The sequence below is a fragment of the Nucisporomicrobium flavum genome (genome assembly GCF_016464385.1).
Taxonomy (GTDB): Bacteria; Actinomycetota; Actinomycetes; order Mycobacteriales; family Micromonosporaceae; genus Actinoplanes; species Actinoplanes flavus_A.
The window spans coordinates 391,549-407,469 of sequence record NZ_JADMLH010000006.1 but is presented as its reverse complement, the minus strand read 5'-3'; the positions used below and the strand labels follow the sequence as shown (position 1 = coordinate 407,469).

Annotated in this window: 13 protein-coding genes; 9 read left to right on the top strand and 4 right to left on the bottom strand. The window is 69.9% G+C overall.

Annotated elements, in window-relative coordinates; translation table 11 throughout:
- Positions 1–13: 13 nt before the first annotated feature.
- On the bottom strand, positions 14–1,498 hold the full coding sequence (locus IT780_RS17855) for an arabinofuranosidase catalytic domain-containing protein (protein WP_199512692.1): 1,485 nt from the start codon (positions 1,496–1,498) through the stop codon (positions 14–16).
- A 221-nt stretch (positions 1,499–1,719) separates the two neighbouring features.
- On the opposite strand from IT780_RS17855, the gene IT780_RS17850 reads away from it, so the two are divergent.
- Positions 1,720–4,086 (top strand): RICIN domain-containing protein, encoded by a 2,367-nt coding sequence (locus tag IT780_RS17850; RefSeq protein WP_372443714.1) that lies wholly within the window; start codon positions 1,720–1,722, stop codon positions 4,084–4,086.
- Positions 4,087–4,095: 9 nt separating this feature from the next.
- Here the strand turns inward: IT780_RS17850 and IT780_RS17845 are convergent, their stop codons facing one another.
- Positions 4,096–4,800, bottom strand: a complete 705-nt coding sequence (locus IT780_RS17845) for a FadR/GntR family transcriptional regulator (RefSeq protein WP_199512690.1) — start codon at positions 4,798–4,800, stop codon at positions 4,096–4,098.
- 160 nt (positions 4,801–4,960) lie between these two features.
- On the opposite strand from IT780_RS17845, the gene IT780_RS17840 reads away from it, so the two are divergent.
- Genes IT780_RS17840 through IT780_RS17820 form a run of 5 tightly spaced genes read left to right on the top strand, consistent with a single transcriptional unit; the run spans position 4,961 to position 10,816 of the window.
- The gene (locus IT780_RS17840) at positions 4,961–6,295 is read left to right on the top strand and encodes an enolase C-terminal domain-like protein (protein ID WP_199512689.1); all 1,335 of its coding nucleotides are present in this window, start codon (positions 4,961–4,963) and stop codon (positions 6,293–6,295) included.
- Positions 6,295–7,356: a sugar ABC transporter substrate-binding protein gene (locus tag IT780_RS17835; protein WP_199512688.1), complete on the top strand. Its 1,062-nt coding sequence runs from the start codon at positions 6,295–6,297 to the stop codon at positions 7,354–7,356. The genes IT780_RS17840 and IT780_RS17835 overlap by 1 nt, the downstream gene beginning before the upstream one ends.
- 25 nt (positions 7,357–7,381) lie before the next feature.
- The gene (locus IT780_RS17830) at positions 7,382–8,896 is read left to right on the top strand and encodes a sugar ABC transporter ATP-binding protein (RefSeq protein WP_199512687.1); all 1,515 of its coding nucleotides are present in this window, start codon (positions 7,382–7,384) and stop codon (positions 8,894–8,896) included.
- The gene (locus IT780_RS17825) at positions 8,889–9,926 is read left to right on the top strand and encodes an ABC transporter permease (protein ID WP_199512686.1); all 1,038 of its coding nucleotides are present in this window, start codon (positions 8,889–8,891) and stop codon (positions 9,924–9,926) included. Before IT780_RS17830 ends, IT780_RS17825 begins: the two co-directional genes overlap by 8 nt.
- A 14-nt stretch (positions 9,927–9,940) precedes the next feature.
- The gene (locus IT780_RS17820; protein WP_199512685.1) at positions 9,941–10,816 is read left to right on the top strand and encodes an amidohydrolase family protein; all 876 of its coding nucleotides are present in this window, start codon (positions 9,941–9,943) and stop codon (positions 10,814–10,816) included.
- 23 nt (positions 10,817–10,839) lie between these two features.
- On the opposite strand, the gene IT780_RS17815 is transcribed toward IT780_RS17820, so the two are convergent.
- Positions 10,840–11,595 (bottom strand): SDR family oxidoreductase, encoded by a 756-nt coding sequence (locus IT780_RS17815; RefSeq protein ID WP_199512684.1) that lies wholly within the window; start codon positions 11,593–11,595, stop codon positions 10,840–10,842.
- Entirely contained in the window at positions 11,592–12,620 is a 1,029-nt protein-coding gene (locus IT780_RS17810) for a zinc-dependent alcohol dehydrogenase (RefSeq protein ID WP_199512683.1), read from the bottom strand. Before IT780_RS17810 ends, IT780_RS17815 begins: the two co-directional genes overlap by 4 nt.
- A 117-nt stretch (positions 12,621–12,737) precedes the next feature.
- On the opposite strand from IT780_RS17810, the gene IT780_RS17805 reads away from it, so the two are divergent.
- The 3 genes from IT780_RS17805 to IT780_RS17795 are packed head-to-tail and all read left to right on the top strand — an operon-like array spanning position 12,738 to position 15,901.
- The gene (locus tag IT780_RS17805; RefSeq protein ID WP_233412985.1) at positions 12,738–14,087 is read left to right on the top strand and encodes an ABC transporter substrate-binding protein; all 1,350 of its coding nucleotides are present in this window, start codon (positions 12,738–12,740) and stop codon (positions 14,085–14,087) included.
- The gene (locus IT780_RS17800; RefSeq protein ID WP_199512682.1) at positions 14,084–14,998 is read left to right on the top strand and encodes a carbohydrate ABC transporter permease; all 915 of its coding nucleotides are present in this window, start codon (positions 14,084–14,086) and stop codon (positions 14,996–14,998) included. Before IT780_RS17805 ends, IT780_RS17800 begins: the two co-directional genes overlap by 4 nt.
- A 3-nt stretch (positions 14,999–15,001) precedes the next feature.
- Positions 15,002–15,901, top strand: coding sequence for a carbohydrate ABC transporter permease (locus tag IT780_RS17795; RefSeq protein ID WP_199512681.1), 900 nt, complete (start codon positions 15,002–15,004; stop codon positions 15,899–15,901).
- Positions 15,902–15,921: the final 20 nt, after the last annotated feature.

Genomic DNA, 15,921 nt, shown 5'->3' with positions numbered 1-15,921 from the left:
GTGGTGGTGCGGCTCAGCGGTAACCGGCGGCGATGACGTTGGCCTGCACCGCGTTCTCGGTCGCGTCGGAGGGGTAGCCGGCGACCATGGCTCCCTCGTAGAAGGTGCCGGCGCTGAGGTTGGCCCCGCCGCCGGGCTTGCAGCAGTCGCCGCCGCTGCCGAGGATGATGGCGCCCTGCTTCTTCATGGGGCTGTAGCCGGGCGGCAGGGCGCCGTCCCAGAGCGTGTAGAGGCCGCCGGACTGGGCGTTGCTGCCCTTGATGGCGAAGCGGGACGTCCCGTTGTTCTTCAGCGTCGCCGTGACGAACTTGCTGGTGAAGGCCCGCTGGTTCGGGTTCCAGGACTGGCTGCCACCCGGGTAGAGGCCCCACTCGAGGTCCGCCTGGACCCAGGGTCCGGTGCCGGAGCAGCCGCCGAACCAGCACTGCGTACCGAAGTTGAGGGCGTCCATGGCGCCGGCGGCATCGGCGGCCCGGGTCGTCTCGCTGTTGCCGTAGTCGAAGCAGCAGCCGTTGTTGACGTGGGTGCCGCTGAAGACCGCGTACATGCCCTCGGGTGCGCTGCCGGTCGGTACGCCGGTCGCGTGGCCGTCGCGCCAATAGCTGTTCCCCGGGTTGATGTAGAGCGAGTAGGCCTTGGCGCCGCCGATGGACAGCGATTCGGACGTCGCGGTCGCCGGGCGGCTCTGCGAGGAGCCGGGGACGACGCTCGATCCCTGGTACCAGAGGTCGTTCCCGCGCCCGGACTGGTCGTAGACGACGGTGATGACGCAGGCGGTCCCGGCGCAGAACGAGTCCTGCGCCGCGGCGTCGGCGGTGCCTCCCGTGGTCAGGACACCGACGTTGCGGGTGGCGTTGTCGGACGAGCGCCGTACCTGGTAGAGGTTGCCGGCGTACGAGCGGTAGAGCGCGCGCACCGTGCTGTGGGCGGCGACGCACGGCGTACCCCCGGACGAGTAGATGTCGCACGGGCCGCCTCCGGTCGGCGGAGGTCCGGCCGGTGAGTTCCACTGCTGGTTGGCCTGTCCGTTGCAGTCCCAGAGGATGATGGCCGTGCCGTTGGCCGTGCCGCGCCCGTTGGCGTCCAGGCACCGTCCGGATTGGACACCGGCGATGGTGCCGCCGGCGTTGACGTTCCACTGCTGGTTTGCCTGCCCGTTGCAGTCCCAGATGATGACCGCGGTGCCGTTGCTCGTGCCCTGCGCCGAGGCGTCGAGGCACTTGTTGCCGTACACCATGAGCTGCTTCGACGACGTGTAGGTCCAGGTCTGACCGGCGGTACCGGCGCAGTCCCACAACTGCACCTGCGTGCCGTTGCTGGTGCTGGAGTTCGGGACGGTCAGGCACCGTCCGGATTCGCTGCCCACGATGGTGGCGCTCTGCCCGGGCTGGATGACCGCCGCTGCCGCCGCGGTGCCCGCGCCGAGGACGACGACGACCGCGGCGGCCACCGCGAGAAGTCGCCGGTAATGGACATGTCGGTTCTTTGATACGAGCATGGTCGGCCCTCCGATTCGCCCGGCCAGCATGCGACTGGGCATCGGCGGCAGTCAATACGACTCTCGCGGAGCCGATTCCATTACGGTTTTCCTGCAGCCAATTTCGGAGACGCCGGAGCATGATTAGCAGATTGATGGTCGTCTCTTGACACCTTCTCCATTCGCCCTTACCGTCCCGGCAGGACGTCATACGTCACATGGATGGTCGCGAGGAGATGCCCATGTTGTCCGCGCTGCGAACGCCGGCCGGAGTCGCCGCGGCGGTGCTGGCCGCCGCGGTGGGACTCACCGCCTGGTCCACCCCTGCCCTGGCGGCGTCCACGACCATCTACGCTTCCCCGTCCGGCACCGGGTCGGTGTGTTCCGCCGCCCAGCCGTGCTCGCTGGCGGGCGCGCAGGCCGCCGTACGGTCGCTGAACGACGCGATGTCCGACGACATCGTGGTCCAGCTGGCCGACGGGACGTACCGCCTGTCGGCGCCGTTCCGGCTGACCGCCGAGGACTCCGGCACCAACGGCCACACCGTGGTGTGGCAGGCGGCCCCGTCGGCGCATCCGGCGATCAGTGGCGCCCGGGCGGTCACAGGGTGGACCCTGGCCGACGCCGGGCGCAACATCTGGCGGGCCGACGTCGGCGCCGGGATCGACACCCGGCAGCTCTACGTCGACGGGGCCATCGCCACCCGGGCGCGTACGCAGGTGAACCGGTCGGACTTCACTGCCACCACCGCCGGCCTCAGGTTCAGCAACGGTGCGTTGACGTACCTCAACAACCTGGCGAATCAGAGCCGGATCCAGATGGAGAGCGTCAACTCGTTCACGGACCGGTACGTGTCGGTGCAGAACATCAGCGGGAACGCCATCACGATGCAGCAGCCCGGCTGGAGCAACAACACGTTCGGGTACGACACCTTCACCAGCCCCCATCGGGCCGGTCCGCTGTACCTCACCAACGCCTACGAGTTCCTGGACTCGCCGGGGGAGTGGTATCTCAACTCCGGGACCGGGGTGCTGTACTACGCCCCGCTGCCCGGACAGAACCTGAGCACCGTCAGCGTGGAGATGCCGACGCTGCAGTCCCTGGTGGATGTCGGTGGCACGTACGACGCACCCGCGCACCACATCTCGTTCAGCGGGATCACGTTCACGGGCACGAGCTGGCTGGGGGCCGGCAGCAACCAGGGCTTCGCGGACCAGCAGACCGGCGCGTACCTCGCCGGGAACTGGGACTGGCCGGCGCTGTCCGCCTGTCAGGAGGGCTGCACCCAGTTCGAGGCCACCCGGCCGCACTGGAGTCAGATGCCCGCCGCGGTCCAGGTCTCCGCCGCCGAGGCCATCACCTTCAGCAACTCCCGGTTCGTCAACCTGGGCCAGACGGCCATCGGCATCGGCAACGACGCGAACGCCCATGCCAGCGGTGTCGGCCTCGGCGCGAGAACCGTCACCGTCACCGGATCGGAGATCGCCCGCAACTCGGCCGGCGGGATCGTGGTGGGCGGCGTGCGCGCCGACGCCCACCATCCCGCCGACTCCCGGATGGTCAACCGGGACATCACGATCAGCAACAACCGCATCCACGACCTGGGCCTGGAATACCGGGGCAGCGTGGCGACCCTGACGACCTATGTCACCACCGCGACCCTGTCGCACAACGAGGTCTACAACCTGCCGTACTCCGGCATGTCCATCGGGTACGGCTGGGGCTCCAACGAGCCCGGCGGCAGCAACCAGTACGCGAACCGTGGCCTGTACAACTATCAGCCCCGGTACACCACGGCTACCACGGCCTCCAACAACCGGCTCGTCGGGAACTCCATCCACGACGTGATGCAACAGATGACCGACGGCGGCTGCATCTACACGCTGTCGTGGAACCCGGGCGCGCGAATCGACGGGAACTACTGCCTGCGTACGAATGGATGGTTCGGGTTGTATTTCGACGAGGGCTCGAAGTACTACGCCGCAACGGGCAATGTCTTCTCAGCCGTCGGCACGTGGGCCACCGCTAACTACTGGGGTGGCGAGAACATGGGCAATTTCACCGTCGCCGGAAACTGGGCGAGCAGCAGCAGCACCAACGTGACCAACGGCGACCGCGGCAACGTCGTGAACAACAACGTCACGGTCACCAACGGGAACTGGCCGGCGGGCGCCCAGGCCGTGATGGCTTCGGCCGGACCGCAGGGCGGCAGCACTCCGCAGGGCACGCGAGTCGTGGGTGCCCAGTCCGGTCGATGCCTGGAGGTGCCGGGCGCGACCACCACCAACGGCACCCAGACCCAGCTGTGGGACTGCACCGGTGCGACGAACCAGACGTGGACCTACACGTCCGGCAGACAGCTGGCCGTGTACGGCGGCACCAAGTGCCTGGACGCCAGCGGGCAGGGCACCGCAAACGGCACCGCCGCCATCGTCTGGGACTGCAACAGCCAGACGAACCAGCAGTGGAACCTCAATGCCGACGGAACGATCACGGGCGTCCAGTCCGGGCTGTGCCTCGACGCCGTCGGAGCGGGTACCGCCAACGGCACGAAGATCAACCTCTGGGCGTGCCACGGCGGCGCCAACCAGCGATGGACCGTCGGGTGAGCGGACGGGTCAGGGGCCGCTCGGCAGGTCGGTGTCGTCGCGCAGGTGGGCGCGTAGCCAGTTCTCGGTGGTGGTGATGTGCATCAACGCGGCGGCCTGCGCCCGGATGGGGTCGCCCGCGGCCAGCGCGTCGTAGATCGCCTCGTGTTCGCGCAACGTCCGGTCGGCCGCGTCGGCGTCGACGAGCCCGCGCCACACCCGCGCACGCAGCGTACGGCTGGAGATGCCGTCGAGAACCGTGGACAGGGTCTCGTTGCCCGTCGCGGCGACCACCGCGCGGTGGAACGCGGCGTCGTGCTGGTTGAGCAGCTCCACGTCGTTGGCGGCCGCGCGCATGGCCTCGAGATGACCCCGGACCTCGGCGAGCTGCCGGGGCGACATGCGGCTGGCGGCCAGGCCGGTGGCCGCGCTCTCGAACAGCCGGCGCACCTCGGTCAGCTCCAGCATGGTCGCGCCGCGCAGCAACTCCACCGCGCTGCTGATGCCCTGCAGCAGGAGGCGTGGCTCGAGGCTGGTGACGAAGGTGCCGTTGCCGCGCCGCACCTCGAGCACGCGGGCGGCCACCAGTGCGCGGACGGCCTCACGCATGATGTTCCGGCCCACGCCGAGCTCCGAGGCGAGCTCCTGCTCGGGCGGCAGCTGGGACCCCGGCGGCAGCTCCCCGGACTGGATCATCTCGCGGAGGCGGGTCAGCGCCTTGTCGGTCTGCGACATGGGCGCCACGGTACCAGCCATCCCATGTCTCGAGATCTTTGTAGGCCCACTGCTCGGAACAACAGGATGTTATCGGCGTATTTCATCGACGTGTCTAGACGTGGCGACGGCCGGCGATTATAAAGACATCCCATGGCTCCCGATGCGAAGGGATGTGGCCATGGCCGAGGTGATCACCGCGGTGGACGCCGTCGACGTCCGGTTCCCGACCTCCCGTGAGCTCGACGGATCCGACGCGATGAATCCGGAGCCGGACTACTCGGCGGCGTACGTGACCATCCGCACCAGCGACGGCGAGCAGGGGTTCGCGCTCGCCTTCACCGTCGGGCGCGGCAACGACGTCCAGGTCGCCGCGATCCGGGCGCTGACGCCGCTGGTGGTGGGACTGCCCGTCGCCGAGGTCTTGGGCGACCTGCGCGCGTTCTCCGAGCGGCTGACCGGCGACAGCCAGTTGCGATGGCTCGGCCCGCACAAGGGCGCGATCCACATGGCCGCCGGTGCCATCGTCAACGCGACATGGGACCTGTACGCCCGCCGCGAGGGAAAACCCCTGTGGCGCCTGCTGGCCGACATGTCCCCGGCGCACCTGGTGGAGCTCGTGGACTTCCGGTACCTGCGCGACGCGCTCACCCCGGAGGAGGCGCTCGACATCCTGCAGAGAGCTCAGCCGGGGCGGAACCAGCGGCAGCAGGACCTGCTCGCCCATGGCTACCCCGCGTACACCACGACTCCCGGCTGGCTCGGCTACAGCGACGAGAAGCTGGTCCGCCTGTCCCGGGAGGCGGTGGCCGACGGATTCCGCCTGATCAAGCTGAAGGTCGGCGCCGACAGCGACGCGGACCTGCGGCGGATGGCCCTGGCCCGGGAGGCGGTGGGCGCCGGCATCCCGATCGCGATCGACGCCAATCAGGCCTGGGGCGTCGAGCAGGCGATCGCCAGCCTGGCGGCGCTGGCACCGTACGACCCGTACTGGATCGAGGAACCGACGTTCCCGGACGACGTGCTCGGCCATGCCGCGATCCGCGCTGCGGTGGCACCGATCAAGGTCGCCACCGGCGAGCACTGTGCCAACCAGGTCATGTTCAAGCAGCTGTTGCAGGCCGGGGCGATCGACGTTCTGCAGCTGGACGCCGCCCGGGTGGCCGGCGTGAACGAGAACCTCGCGATCCTGCTCCTGGCCGCGAAGTTCGGAGTGCCGGTCTGCCCGCACGCCGGCGGCGTCGGCCTGTGCGAGATGGTCCAGCACCTCGCGATGTTCGACTACGTGGCGGTCAGCGGCAGCACAGCCGGCCGGGTCATCGAGTACGTCGACCACCTGCACCAGCACTTCGTGGATCCGGTGGTCATCCGGAACGGACGCTACGTCGCGCCGGAGGCCCCCGGCATCGGGGCGCGGATGCACCCGGCGTCCGTGGCGGCACACACCTTCCCCACGGGACCTCAGTGGAACGCGCAAGCGACGAGGGACCGGCCGGTTCGGAACAGGGAGTCGTGATGAACCTGAGAAGCATCGCCGCTACAGCGGCAGTCCTGCTGTCCGCCGCCTCGCTGTCGACCGCCTGCGGCGGCGACGATGCGACGACCGGGGACGGCGCCGCCGCCGTCGTCGGCGTCGACTATCCCCGGTCGGACACCGACTTCTGGAACTCCTACATCAAGTACACGCCCCAGTTCGCGACCGAGCTCGGGTTGAACCTGAAGACCACGAACTCGCAGAACGACGTCGCAAAGCTGACCTCCAACGTGCAGTCGTTCATCAGCCAGGGGGTCAAGGGCATCGCCATGGCACCGCAGGACACCGCCGCCATCGCGCCGGCGCTGCAGTCGTTGGAGGCCAAGAAGATCCCGGTGGTCAGCATCGACACCCGCCCGGATCAGGGCAAGGTCTTCATGGTCGTGCGCGCCGACAACCGCGCGTACGGCGAGAAGGCCTGTCAGTTCCTGGGCAGCAGCCTCAAGGGCGCCGGCAAGGTCGTCATGCTGGAGGGGGACCTGGCGTCCATCAACGGCCGGGACCGTACCGAGGCGTTCAACGACTGCATGAAGAAGAACTATCCGGGAATCACGGTCTTCGGTGAGGCCACGAACTGGGACGGTGCCACCGCATCGCAGAAGCTGCAGATCCGGCTGACCGAGCACCCGGACATCAGGGGTGTCTACATGCAGTCCAGCTTCGCCCTGGCCGGCACCCTCCAGCTGCTGAAGCAGCGCGGCCTGCTCGTGCCGCCGAGCGACCCGAAGCACGTCTTCGTCGTCTCCAACGACGGCATCCCCCAGGAGCTGAAGGAGATCGCCGCCGGGAACATCGACGCCACCGTCTCCCAGCCGGCCGACCTCTACGCCAAGTACGCGCTCTTCTACCTCAAGGCCGCCATCGACGGCAAGACGTTCCAGCCGGGTCCGACGGACCACGACAGCACCATCCTCCAGGTACGCGACGGGGTGCTCGAGGACCAGCTCTCCGCGCCGCTGGTCACCGCGAGCGGCGAGAAGCACGGGGGCGTACCGAGCGTCAAGCCGGACGACAAGTCCCTGTGGGGCAACAACATCGGCTGACCGGCCGCAGGGAGGACGCAGGCGCATGAGCGGTAACGAGAAGCAGCCCGTCACGGAGGCGACGAACATCTCCAAGCGGTACGGCTCCACGACGGCGCTCGACGGGGCCCACCTCCGGGTGCTGCCGGGGGAGACCCACGCGCTCGTCGGGCGCAACGGCGCCGGCAAATCCACTCTCGTGTCGATCCTGACGGGACTGCAGGCCGCCGACGCGGGAGAGGTCCGGTTCGGCGGCGCGCCGGCACCGCGGCTGTCCGACCGGGACGCCTGGCGGCGCCACGTGGCGTGCGTCTATCAGCGGTCCACGATCATCCCGCAGCTCACCGTGGCCGAGAACCTGCTGCTCAACCGGTACGACCGGGGCCGCAGCGGACTGATCAGCTGGCGTTCGCTGCACCGGCGCGCCCGGGAGCTGCTGGCCGCCTGGTCCGTCGAGGTGGACGTCGGCGCCACGGCGAAGGACCTGAGCGTCGAGGAGCGCCAATTCGTGGAGATCGCCCGGGCGCTGTCGTTCGGGGCCCGGTTCATCATCCTCGACGAACCGACCGCCCAGCTGGACGCCGCCGCGATCGCGAGGCTGTTCGCCCGCATCCGCGACCTGCAGGCCCAGGGCGTCACGTTCCTGTTCATCAGCCACCACCTGCAGGAGATCTACGAGATCTGCGACATGGTGACCGTCTTCCGCGATGCCCGGCACATCGTCACCGCGCCGGTCGCCGACCTGCCGCACGCCGACCTCGTCGCCGCCATGACCGGCGAGGCCACGGCGCTCGACCTTCCGCGGACGAGGAGGGCGCCGGCCGGGGACCGGGACGTCGTCCTCGACGTGGCGGGTCTGAGCCTGAGCGGCCGGTACGACGACATCTCGTTCCAGGTGGCCGCCGGCGAGATCGTCGGACTGGCGGGCGCCGGCGGCAGCGGCAAGACCGAGCTGGCCGAGACCATCGTCGGGCTCCGCGCCCCCGACGCCGGCACGGTCACGGTCGCCGGCCGCGTCCCGCGCCCCGGTGACGTCGGTGACGCCCTGGCCGGCGGGGTCGGGTTCGTGCCGCAGGACCGCCACCGGCAGGGCCTGGTCGCCGGTATGTCGATCGCCGACAACACCACCCTGACCATCCCGGAACGGCTCGGAGCCGCGGGCTTTCTCAGCACCCGCCGCCGGGATGCGATCGCCGGCACCCTGATCGACGCCCTGGCCATCAAGACCCCCGGCCCGGAGCTGCCCGTCTCCGGCCTCTCCGGCGGCAACCAGCAGAAGGTCGTCATGGCCCGTGCCCTCGCCAACGATCCCACGGTGCTCGTGCTCATCACGCCCACGGCGGGCGTGGACGTACGGTCGAAGCAGTTCCTTCTCGACAAGGTCGACCAGGTCGCCGCGGCCGGCACCGGCGCGGTCGTGGCCTCCGACGAGCTCGACGACCTGCGTCTGTGCGACCGAGTCCTGGTGATGTTCCAGGGCCGGATCGTCGCCGGGATGCCCGGCGGCTGGCGTGACCGGGACCTGGTGGCCGCGATGGAAGGACTGACCGCCGATGTCTGAGACCGTGACCGCCACCGCCGACGGCGCCACTCCGGCGGCCGGACGAGCACCGCGCCGTACGGGGGGACGGCTGACCGTCGCCCGGCTGCGGGACCTGGCCCTGGTGCCGGCGATCGTGCTGATCGCCATCGTCGGCCAGATCGTCAACCCGGTCTTCCTGCAGCCCGATAATCTGATCAACATCGGGCAGACCATGTCCGAGATCGCGCTGCTCGTGCTGGCACAGACGATGGTCCTGGTCGCCGGCAAGATGGACCTGTCACTCGAGTCCACCTTCGGCCTCGCGCCGGGCGTCGCGGCCTGGCTGACCGTCGCGCCGGGCGCCGGCCACGGCACCGGGCTGCTCCCCGGCGCGTGGGCGATCCCGGTCACGCTGCTGGCCGGCACGCTCATCGGCGTCGCGAACGCGGCGCTGATCGTCCGGTTCGGGCTGCACGGGTTCATCGTGACGCTGGGCATGCTGATCGTCCTGCGGGGCCTGCTCACCGGGATCTCCGGCGGCCAGACGTTCTTCAACCTGCCGGAGTCGATGATGTACCCGGGTACCGCGGTCTGGTTCGGCGTCCCGGCATCGATCTGGATCTGCGTCGTCGCCTTCGTGGCGGGCATCGTCCTGCTGGGCTACACCGGCTTCGGCCGTTCCCTGTACGCGATCGGCGGCAACGTCGACGCGGCGAAGGCGGCGGGCATCCGTACCGACCGCGTGCTGTGGATCGCGCTGGTGGGTGCCAGTACCCTCGCCGCGCTCGGCGGGCTCATGCTCTCCGGCCGGCTCGCCTCCGTGGCGGCGTCGCAGGGCAACGGGGCCATCTTCACCGTCTTCGCCGCCGCCGTCATCGGTGGCGTCAGCCTCAACGGCGGCAAGGGGACGATGTTCGGCGCGTTCACCGGCATCCTGCTGCTCTTCATGATCCAGAACGTGCTGACCCTCGCCGGCGTACCGGCACAGTGGATCGGCGCGCTCAACGGCGCGATCATCATCATCGCCCTCGTCGTCTCCCGGATCACCGGGGGCAAGGCCCAGGAGTAGCGAGAGGACGCCTTATGGAGCCACGGCGCGGCGTACCCGCGAACGCCATCGACGCCCACCACCACCTGTGGGACCGAGAACGCCATCCGCAGCCCTGGATAGACCCGGTGAGCATGGCCGCGATCGACGCGGACTTCGGACCCGCCGAGCTCGCGGCGCAGACCGGACCCGCGGGTGTCCGCGGCACCGTCGTCGTCCAGTCGATCCACTCCGAGGCGGAGACGGTCGACCTGCTCGCGACCGCGGCGCACCACGACCTGATCCTGGGCGTCGTCGGCTGGCTGGACCTCGCCGCCCCGGACGTGGCCGGCCGCATCGGCCACCTCCGTACGCTGCCCGGCGGCGGCAAGCTGGCCGGCATCCGCCATCTCGTCCAGGGCGAGCCCGACCCGGGGTTTCTCGCCCGCGACGACATCCGTCGCGGGATCGCGGCGGTGGCGGACGCCGGTCTGGCCTTCGACCTCGTGATCCGGCACCAGCAGCTGCCCGCGGTCATCGAGCTGGTCGCCGGCCTGCCCCAGGTGTCGTTCGTGCTCGACCACCTCGGCAAGCCGCCGCTGGCCGGTCGGGACCTGCGCGGCTGGGCCGATGACCTCCGGACCCTGGCGCGGCTGCCGAACGTGTCGGCGAAGGTGTCCGGTCTGGTGACGGAGGCGAACTGGTCGTCGTGGCGGACGTCCGACCTGGCGCCGGCCGTGTCCCACGCCCTCGGCACGTTCGGACCGGACCGCCTGATGTTCGGCTCGGACTGGCCGGTGTGTCTGCTCGCCACCGGCTACCGGGACTGGATCGAGACACTGGCCGAGCTGCTGACCGAGTGCGACGAGCGGGAACGCGAGCAGATCTGGTGGCGGACCGCGCTTCGCGTCTACCGGCTCGCCGGCCGCTAGCCCGGCCCATGGACGACGCCGCGTCAGCGCCCGAGCCAGCCGCCGTCCACCGGGATGATCGCGCCGGAGACGTAGTCCGAGGCCGCCGAGCAGAGGAAGACCACCGCACCGGCGAGATCGTCGCCGCGTCCCCAGCGACCCGCCGGGATCCGGTCGAGGATCGCCCGCGATCGCTGCGGGTCGGCGCGCAGCGCGGCGGTGTTGTCGGTGGCCACGTAGCCCGGCGCGATGGCGTTGACGTTCACCCCCTGGCCGGCCCACTCGTTGGCCAGCGCCCGGGTGAGCCCCGCGATGCCCGACTTCGCCGCCGTGTAGCCCGGTACGTTGATCCCGCCCTGGAAGCTCAGCAGGCTCGCGGTGAACACGATCTTGCCGCTGCCGCGTTCCAGCATGGGCCCGGCCACCGGCTGGGTCAGCGCGAACTGGCTGGACAGGTTCACCTCGAGCACCCGGTCCCACCACTCGAGCGGGTGCTGTGCGGCCGGAGCGCGTTCGATCGTGCCGGCGTTGTTGACCAGGATGTCCGGGGCCCGCGCGGCGAGCTCACCGCCCAGGGCCAGCACGGCGTCACGGTCGGCGAAATCCACCGCGTACGCCTCGAACGAGCGGCCGAGCGCCCGGACGGCAGTGGCGACCTCGTCGTCCTCCCGCAGCTGGGCGCTGACCCCGATGATGTCCGCGCCCGCGCGGGCGAGCGCCTCGGCCATGGCGCGGCCGATGCCGCGACGCGCGCCGGTGACCACGGCGAGCCGCCCGTGCAGGTCGAACAGCTCTGTCATGACCCCGCCTCCCCGGCGACATCGACAAGGATCTTCATGGCGCGGCCGGCCGAGAGCTCCTCGATCGCGGACGCCGTCTCCGCCAGCGGGACGACGGCCGAGATGAGCGTGTCGACCGGGATGCGGTCGCGGCGGAGCAGCTCCACGGCACGATCGAAGTCGCCGCGGTGATAGACCCGCGCGCCGAGCAGCCGCAGCTCCCGCCAGAAAACCCGCTGCAGGTCGAGCTCTCGCGGGGCGGTGTGGATGGCGACGACGACGATCGTTCCCCGCACCTTGGCCAGCGCGGTGGTGGAGCGGACCGCGGCGGCGGCCCCCGACACCTCGAAGACCACGTCCGCCCCGGCGCCGTCCGTCCAGCGCTCCACCTCGCCGGCCAGGTCGTCGGCCCGGGGGTCGATCACCCGGAGCCCGAGCCCGGCGATGCGGGCGCGACGGGTGTCGTCGACCTCCGCCACGAGGACGTCCGCCCCGGCGTCCCGGGCGACGACGGCGATGAGCAGGCCGATCGGACCACCCCCCACCACGACGGCGCGGTCGCCGACCTGCAGCTCCGATCGCCGGACATCATGGACCGCGACGGCGACCGGCTCGACCAGTGCGGCGGTGCGCAGGCTCAGGCCGGCGGGCAGGCGCACCGCGATGGACGCCGGGACGTTCCACCGCTGCTGGAGGCCGCCGGGGGAGTCGATGCCGACGAAGACGAGGTTCTGGCAGATGTGCTGATGGCCGGCGAGGCAGGCGGCGCACGTGCCGTCCCAGATCAGCGGCATGACCGTGAGCGGATCGCCGACCGCCCAGTCCCGCACGCCGGCGCCGACGGCTGCCACCGTGCCCGACGTCTCGTGGCCGAAGACGAGCGGGGTACGGACCCGCGCGTCCATGTCGCCGTGGGCGATGTGCAGGTCCGTGCCGCAGAGCCCGCAATAGGCGACCGCGATCTGGAGCTCGCCGGGGCCCGGCGGCGCAACGTCGACGGCCACCGTCCCCAGGCGACCGTGGCCCAGGTAGGCCGCACCCTTCATCCGCCGATCCCTTCTCGCCGGGCGCTCCCGCACCCTTGCAGACATCATACGTATGCTCTTATATTTCGTGTCGTTGAACTCCCCGTCAATACGGTCACCCCGACAAAGGACGTCACCATGGGTGGAATCACGCGAGCTTCGATCGGCGCCGCCGGTGTTCTGGTCACCGCCTTGGCGCTGGCCGCCTGTGGCGGAGGGAGCGGCGGCGGCACCTCGACCGGCTCCTACGGCTTTCCCCAGGTCGCCCAGGACGACAAGGCCGAGATCACCGTGTGGGTCGACGCCGACCGTACGGGTGCGGCGGAGGCCTTCAAGAAGGCCCACCCCGACGTGCCGGTCAAGGTGGTCAGCTACGACGGATCGGCGAACGGGTCCAACTCCTTCCGGACGAAGATGCAGCTGTTCGACCGGGCCGGCAGCGGGTGGCCGGACGTCGTGTTCTCGACCCAGAACAACGACGCGGCGTGGGCGGCCCAGAAGTCCGGCGGCAAGCAGGCCTTCGCGGCCGTACTGAGCGACGGGCTGGTCCCCAAGGCCACTCTCGACGGGTTCACGCCGGGCTCGCTCGCCCCGTGCACCGTGGAGGGCAAGGTCTACTGCCTGCGCAATGATCTCGCCCAGGTGGTGCTCTGGCACAACAAGACGCTGCTGGCGAAGTTCGGCTACTCGGTGCCGACGACCTGGGAGGACTATCAGGCGCTCGGCGAGCGGGTCGCGCGGGAGCACCCGGGCTACATCGTCGGCACCGTCGGCGACGCCTGGACGCCGGAGACGTTCTTCTGGAGCAGCAAGTGCCGCGCGAACGGCATCACCGGGCCCCGGTCCGTCACAGTCCAGACGGGTACGCCGGAGTGCAAGCGCGCCGCGGCCATGCTCGACACCCTGATCAAGAACGGCACCACCCCCAACATCAGCGTCTTCACCCCCGAATTCGTCAAGAAATACTCGGGCAAGGTCCTCGTCATGCCGGGACCGGCCTGGTACGCCGGCGCCATCTTCAACAACCCGCAGTCCCTCGACGTGCCCAAGGGGCAGCTCGGCGTCGCGGCACCGCCCGCCTGGCAGGGTGACACCGCGGTGACCGGCAACGTCGGTGGCGGAACCTGGTTCATCAGCAGCCATTCGAAGAACCTCAAGGCGGCGGCCACGTTCGCCGAGTTCGTCACCACCGCCGACGACTACCAGGTGAACCTGGCCCCCGGGTATCCCGCCTTCGCTGCGGCCGCCGACAAGTGGGTGAAGAAACAGGAGTCGAGCGGCTACTACGCCACGGACCTGCAACCCGTCGTCAAGGCCGGCGGGGAGATCTGGGACGGGTGGGGTTCCGGGATCTTCAGCCAGGAGGCCATCTGGGCCAAGACCATGACGCCCGCCATCGCGGACGGCAAGAGCCTGGTCGATCTGCTCCCCGCCTGGGAGACGGCGATCAAGAACCAGGCCAAGGTCGACGGCTACACGGTCGAATGACCGCGGTGCGACAGCTCGCCCGGCCGGTGGCGCTCGTCCGCCGCCGGCCCGGCACCCGGAGCGCGACGAGCTACGCCTTCATCAGCCTCTACACGGCCCTGACGGTCGCCTTCGGGATCCTGCCGGCCCTGTACGCGCTGTACCTGGCCTTCACCGACGCGAACGGCGGGTTCGCCGGGCTCGCCAACTTCACCAAGGTCGTCGAGGACTTCCGGTTCCTGCCCGCGGCCGGCCACGTCGCGTCCTTCCTCGCGATCTGGCTCATCGCGCTGGTGCTGCTCGTGACCGTCCTCGCGGTCGTCGTGCACGCCGTGCGGCTGCGCTGGCTCAGCAGCTCGCTGCGGTTGATCTTCTACCTCCCCGGGGCGCTGGCCGGCGCGTCCAGCGTGCTGCTCTGGCTGTTCCTGCTCGACCCGACCGCCAGCCCGGTGGGCGGCCTGCTGCGGCTCCTGGGCCTGGCGAGCTTCATCGAGGTCATCGTGCCGGCCCATCTGCCCCCGATCTTCGCCATCATCGCGTTCTGGACCGGTGCGGGCGGCTGGATCGTGATCATGTACGGCGCGCTCAACAACATCAGCGCCGAGGTGATCGAGGCTGCCCGCATCGACGGTGCCGGTCCGATGCAGATCGCCTGGCGCATCCAGCTGCCCATGCTGCGCAAGTGGATCTCGTACATGGGGATCATGTCGCTCGCCGCGGGCACCCAGCTCTTCGTCGAGCCGCAACTGCTCTCGCAGGCCAGCAACGCGGTCGTGCCGAACGACTACTCGCTCAACCAGCTCGCCTACCAGTACGCGTTCCAGCAGAACGACTTCAACGGCGCGGCGGCGATCTCGTTGCTGCTGCTGGTCATCGCCCTCGCGCTCTCCGCGGTGTTCGTGTGGCGCGGCGGCCTGTTCGAGACGGACTGAACCATGACGACAGCGCCAAGCGGCCGGCGGCCCGGGGTCAGCGGCTGGAGCGGCCGGGCGATCGCCGGGGTCGTGCTGACGATCTTCGTGCTCTTCTTCCTCATCCCGATCGTCTGGCTGCTGCTGGCGACGACGAAATCGGCACGCGGCCTCGTCGTGGACGATCCCTTCGAGCCGGGCGGGTTCGGCGACCTGGCGGCCAACTGGCATCAGCTCTTCGCCTTCCAGGACGGCGCGGTCACGGCCTGGGTGGCGAACTCGGCGCTGTACGCGGTGGGCGCCCTGGTGATCACGCTGATCGCGAGCATCCCGGCCGGTTACGCGGTGGCCCTGACCCGGTTCCGGTTCCGGCGTACGCTGCTGGTCCTGACGCTGGTCGTCATGCTCATCCCGAACACCGCGCTCGTGCTGCCGATCTTCCTCGAGCTCAACAGCGTGGGCCTGATCGGCAGCCCGCTCTCGGTGATCCTGCCGATGTCCTTCTTCCCGTTCGGGGTGTACCTCACGTACATCTACTTCTCCACGAGCATCCCGCGGGACCTGCTCGCCGCCGCCCGCATCGACGGCTGCACCGAGCTCCAGGTGTTCACGAGGGTGGCCCTGCCGCTGGCCGCCCCGATCGTCGCCCTGGTGGCGTTCTTCAGCTTCGTGCAGAGCTGGAACAACTTCTTCCTGCCGTTCGTGATGCTGCCGTCGAGCGACGGCTACCCGGTCCAGGTCGGGCTCACCTCCCTGCTCGCCTCCACCCCCGCGTTCAATCCCAGTTCCGCCGGGATGCAGTCCGTGCAGCTGCCGACGCTGGCCCTCGCCACGGTGATCTCGGTGCTGCCGGTGCTGATCGTCTTTCTCTTCGCCCAGCGTTTCCTGGTCGCCGGCCTGACGGCGGGCGGCACGAAGGAATGAGTCGAGGACCTGCCGAGAAG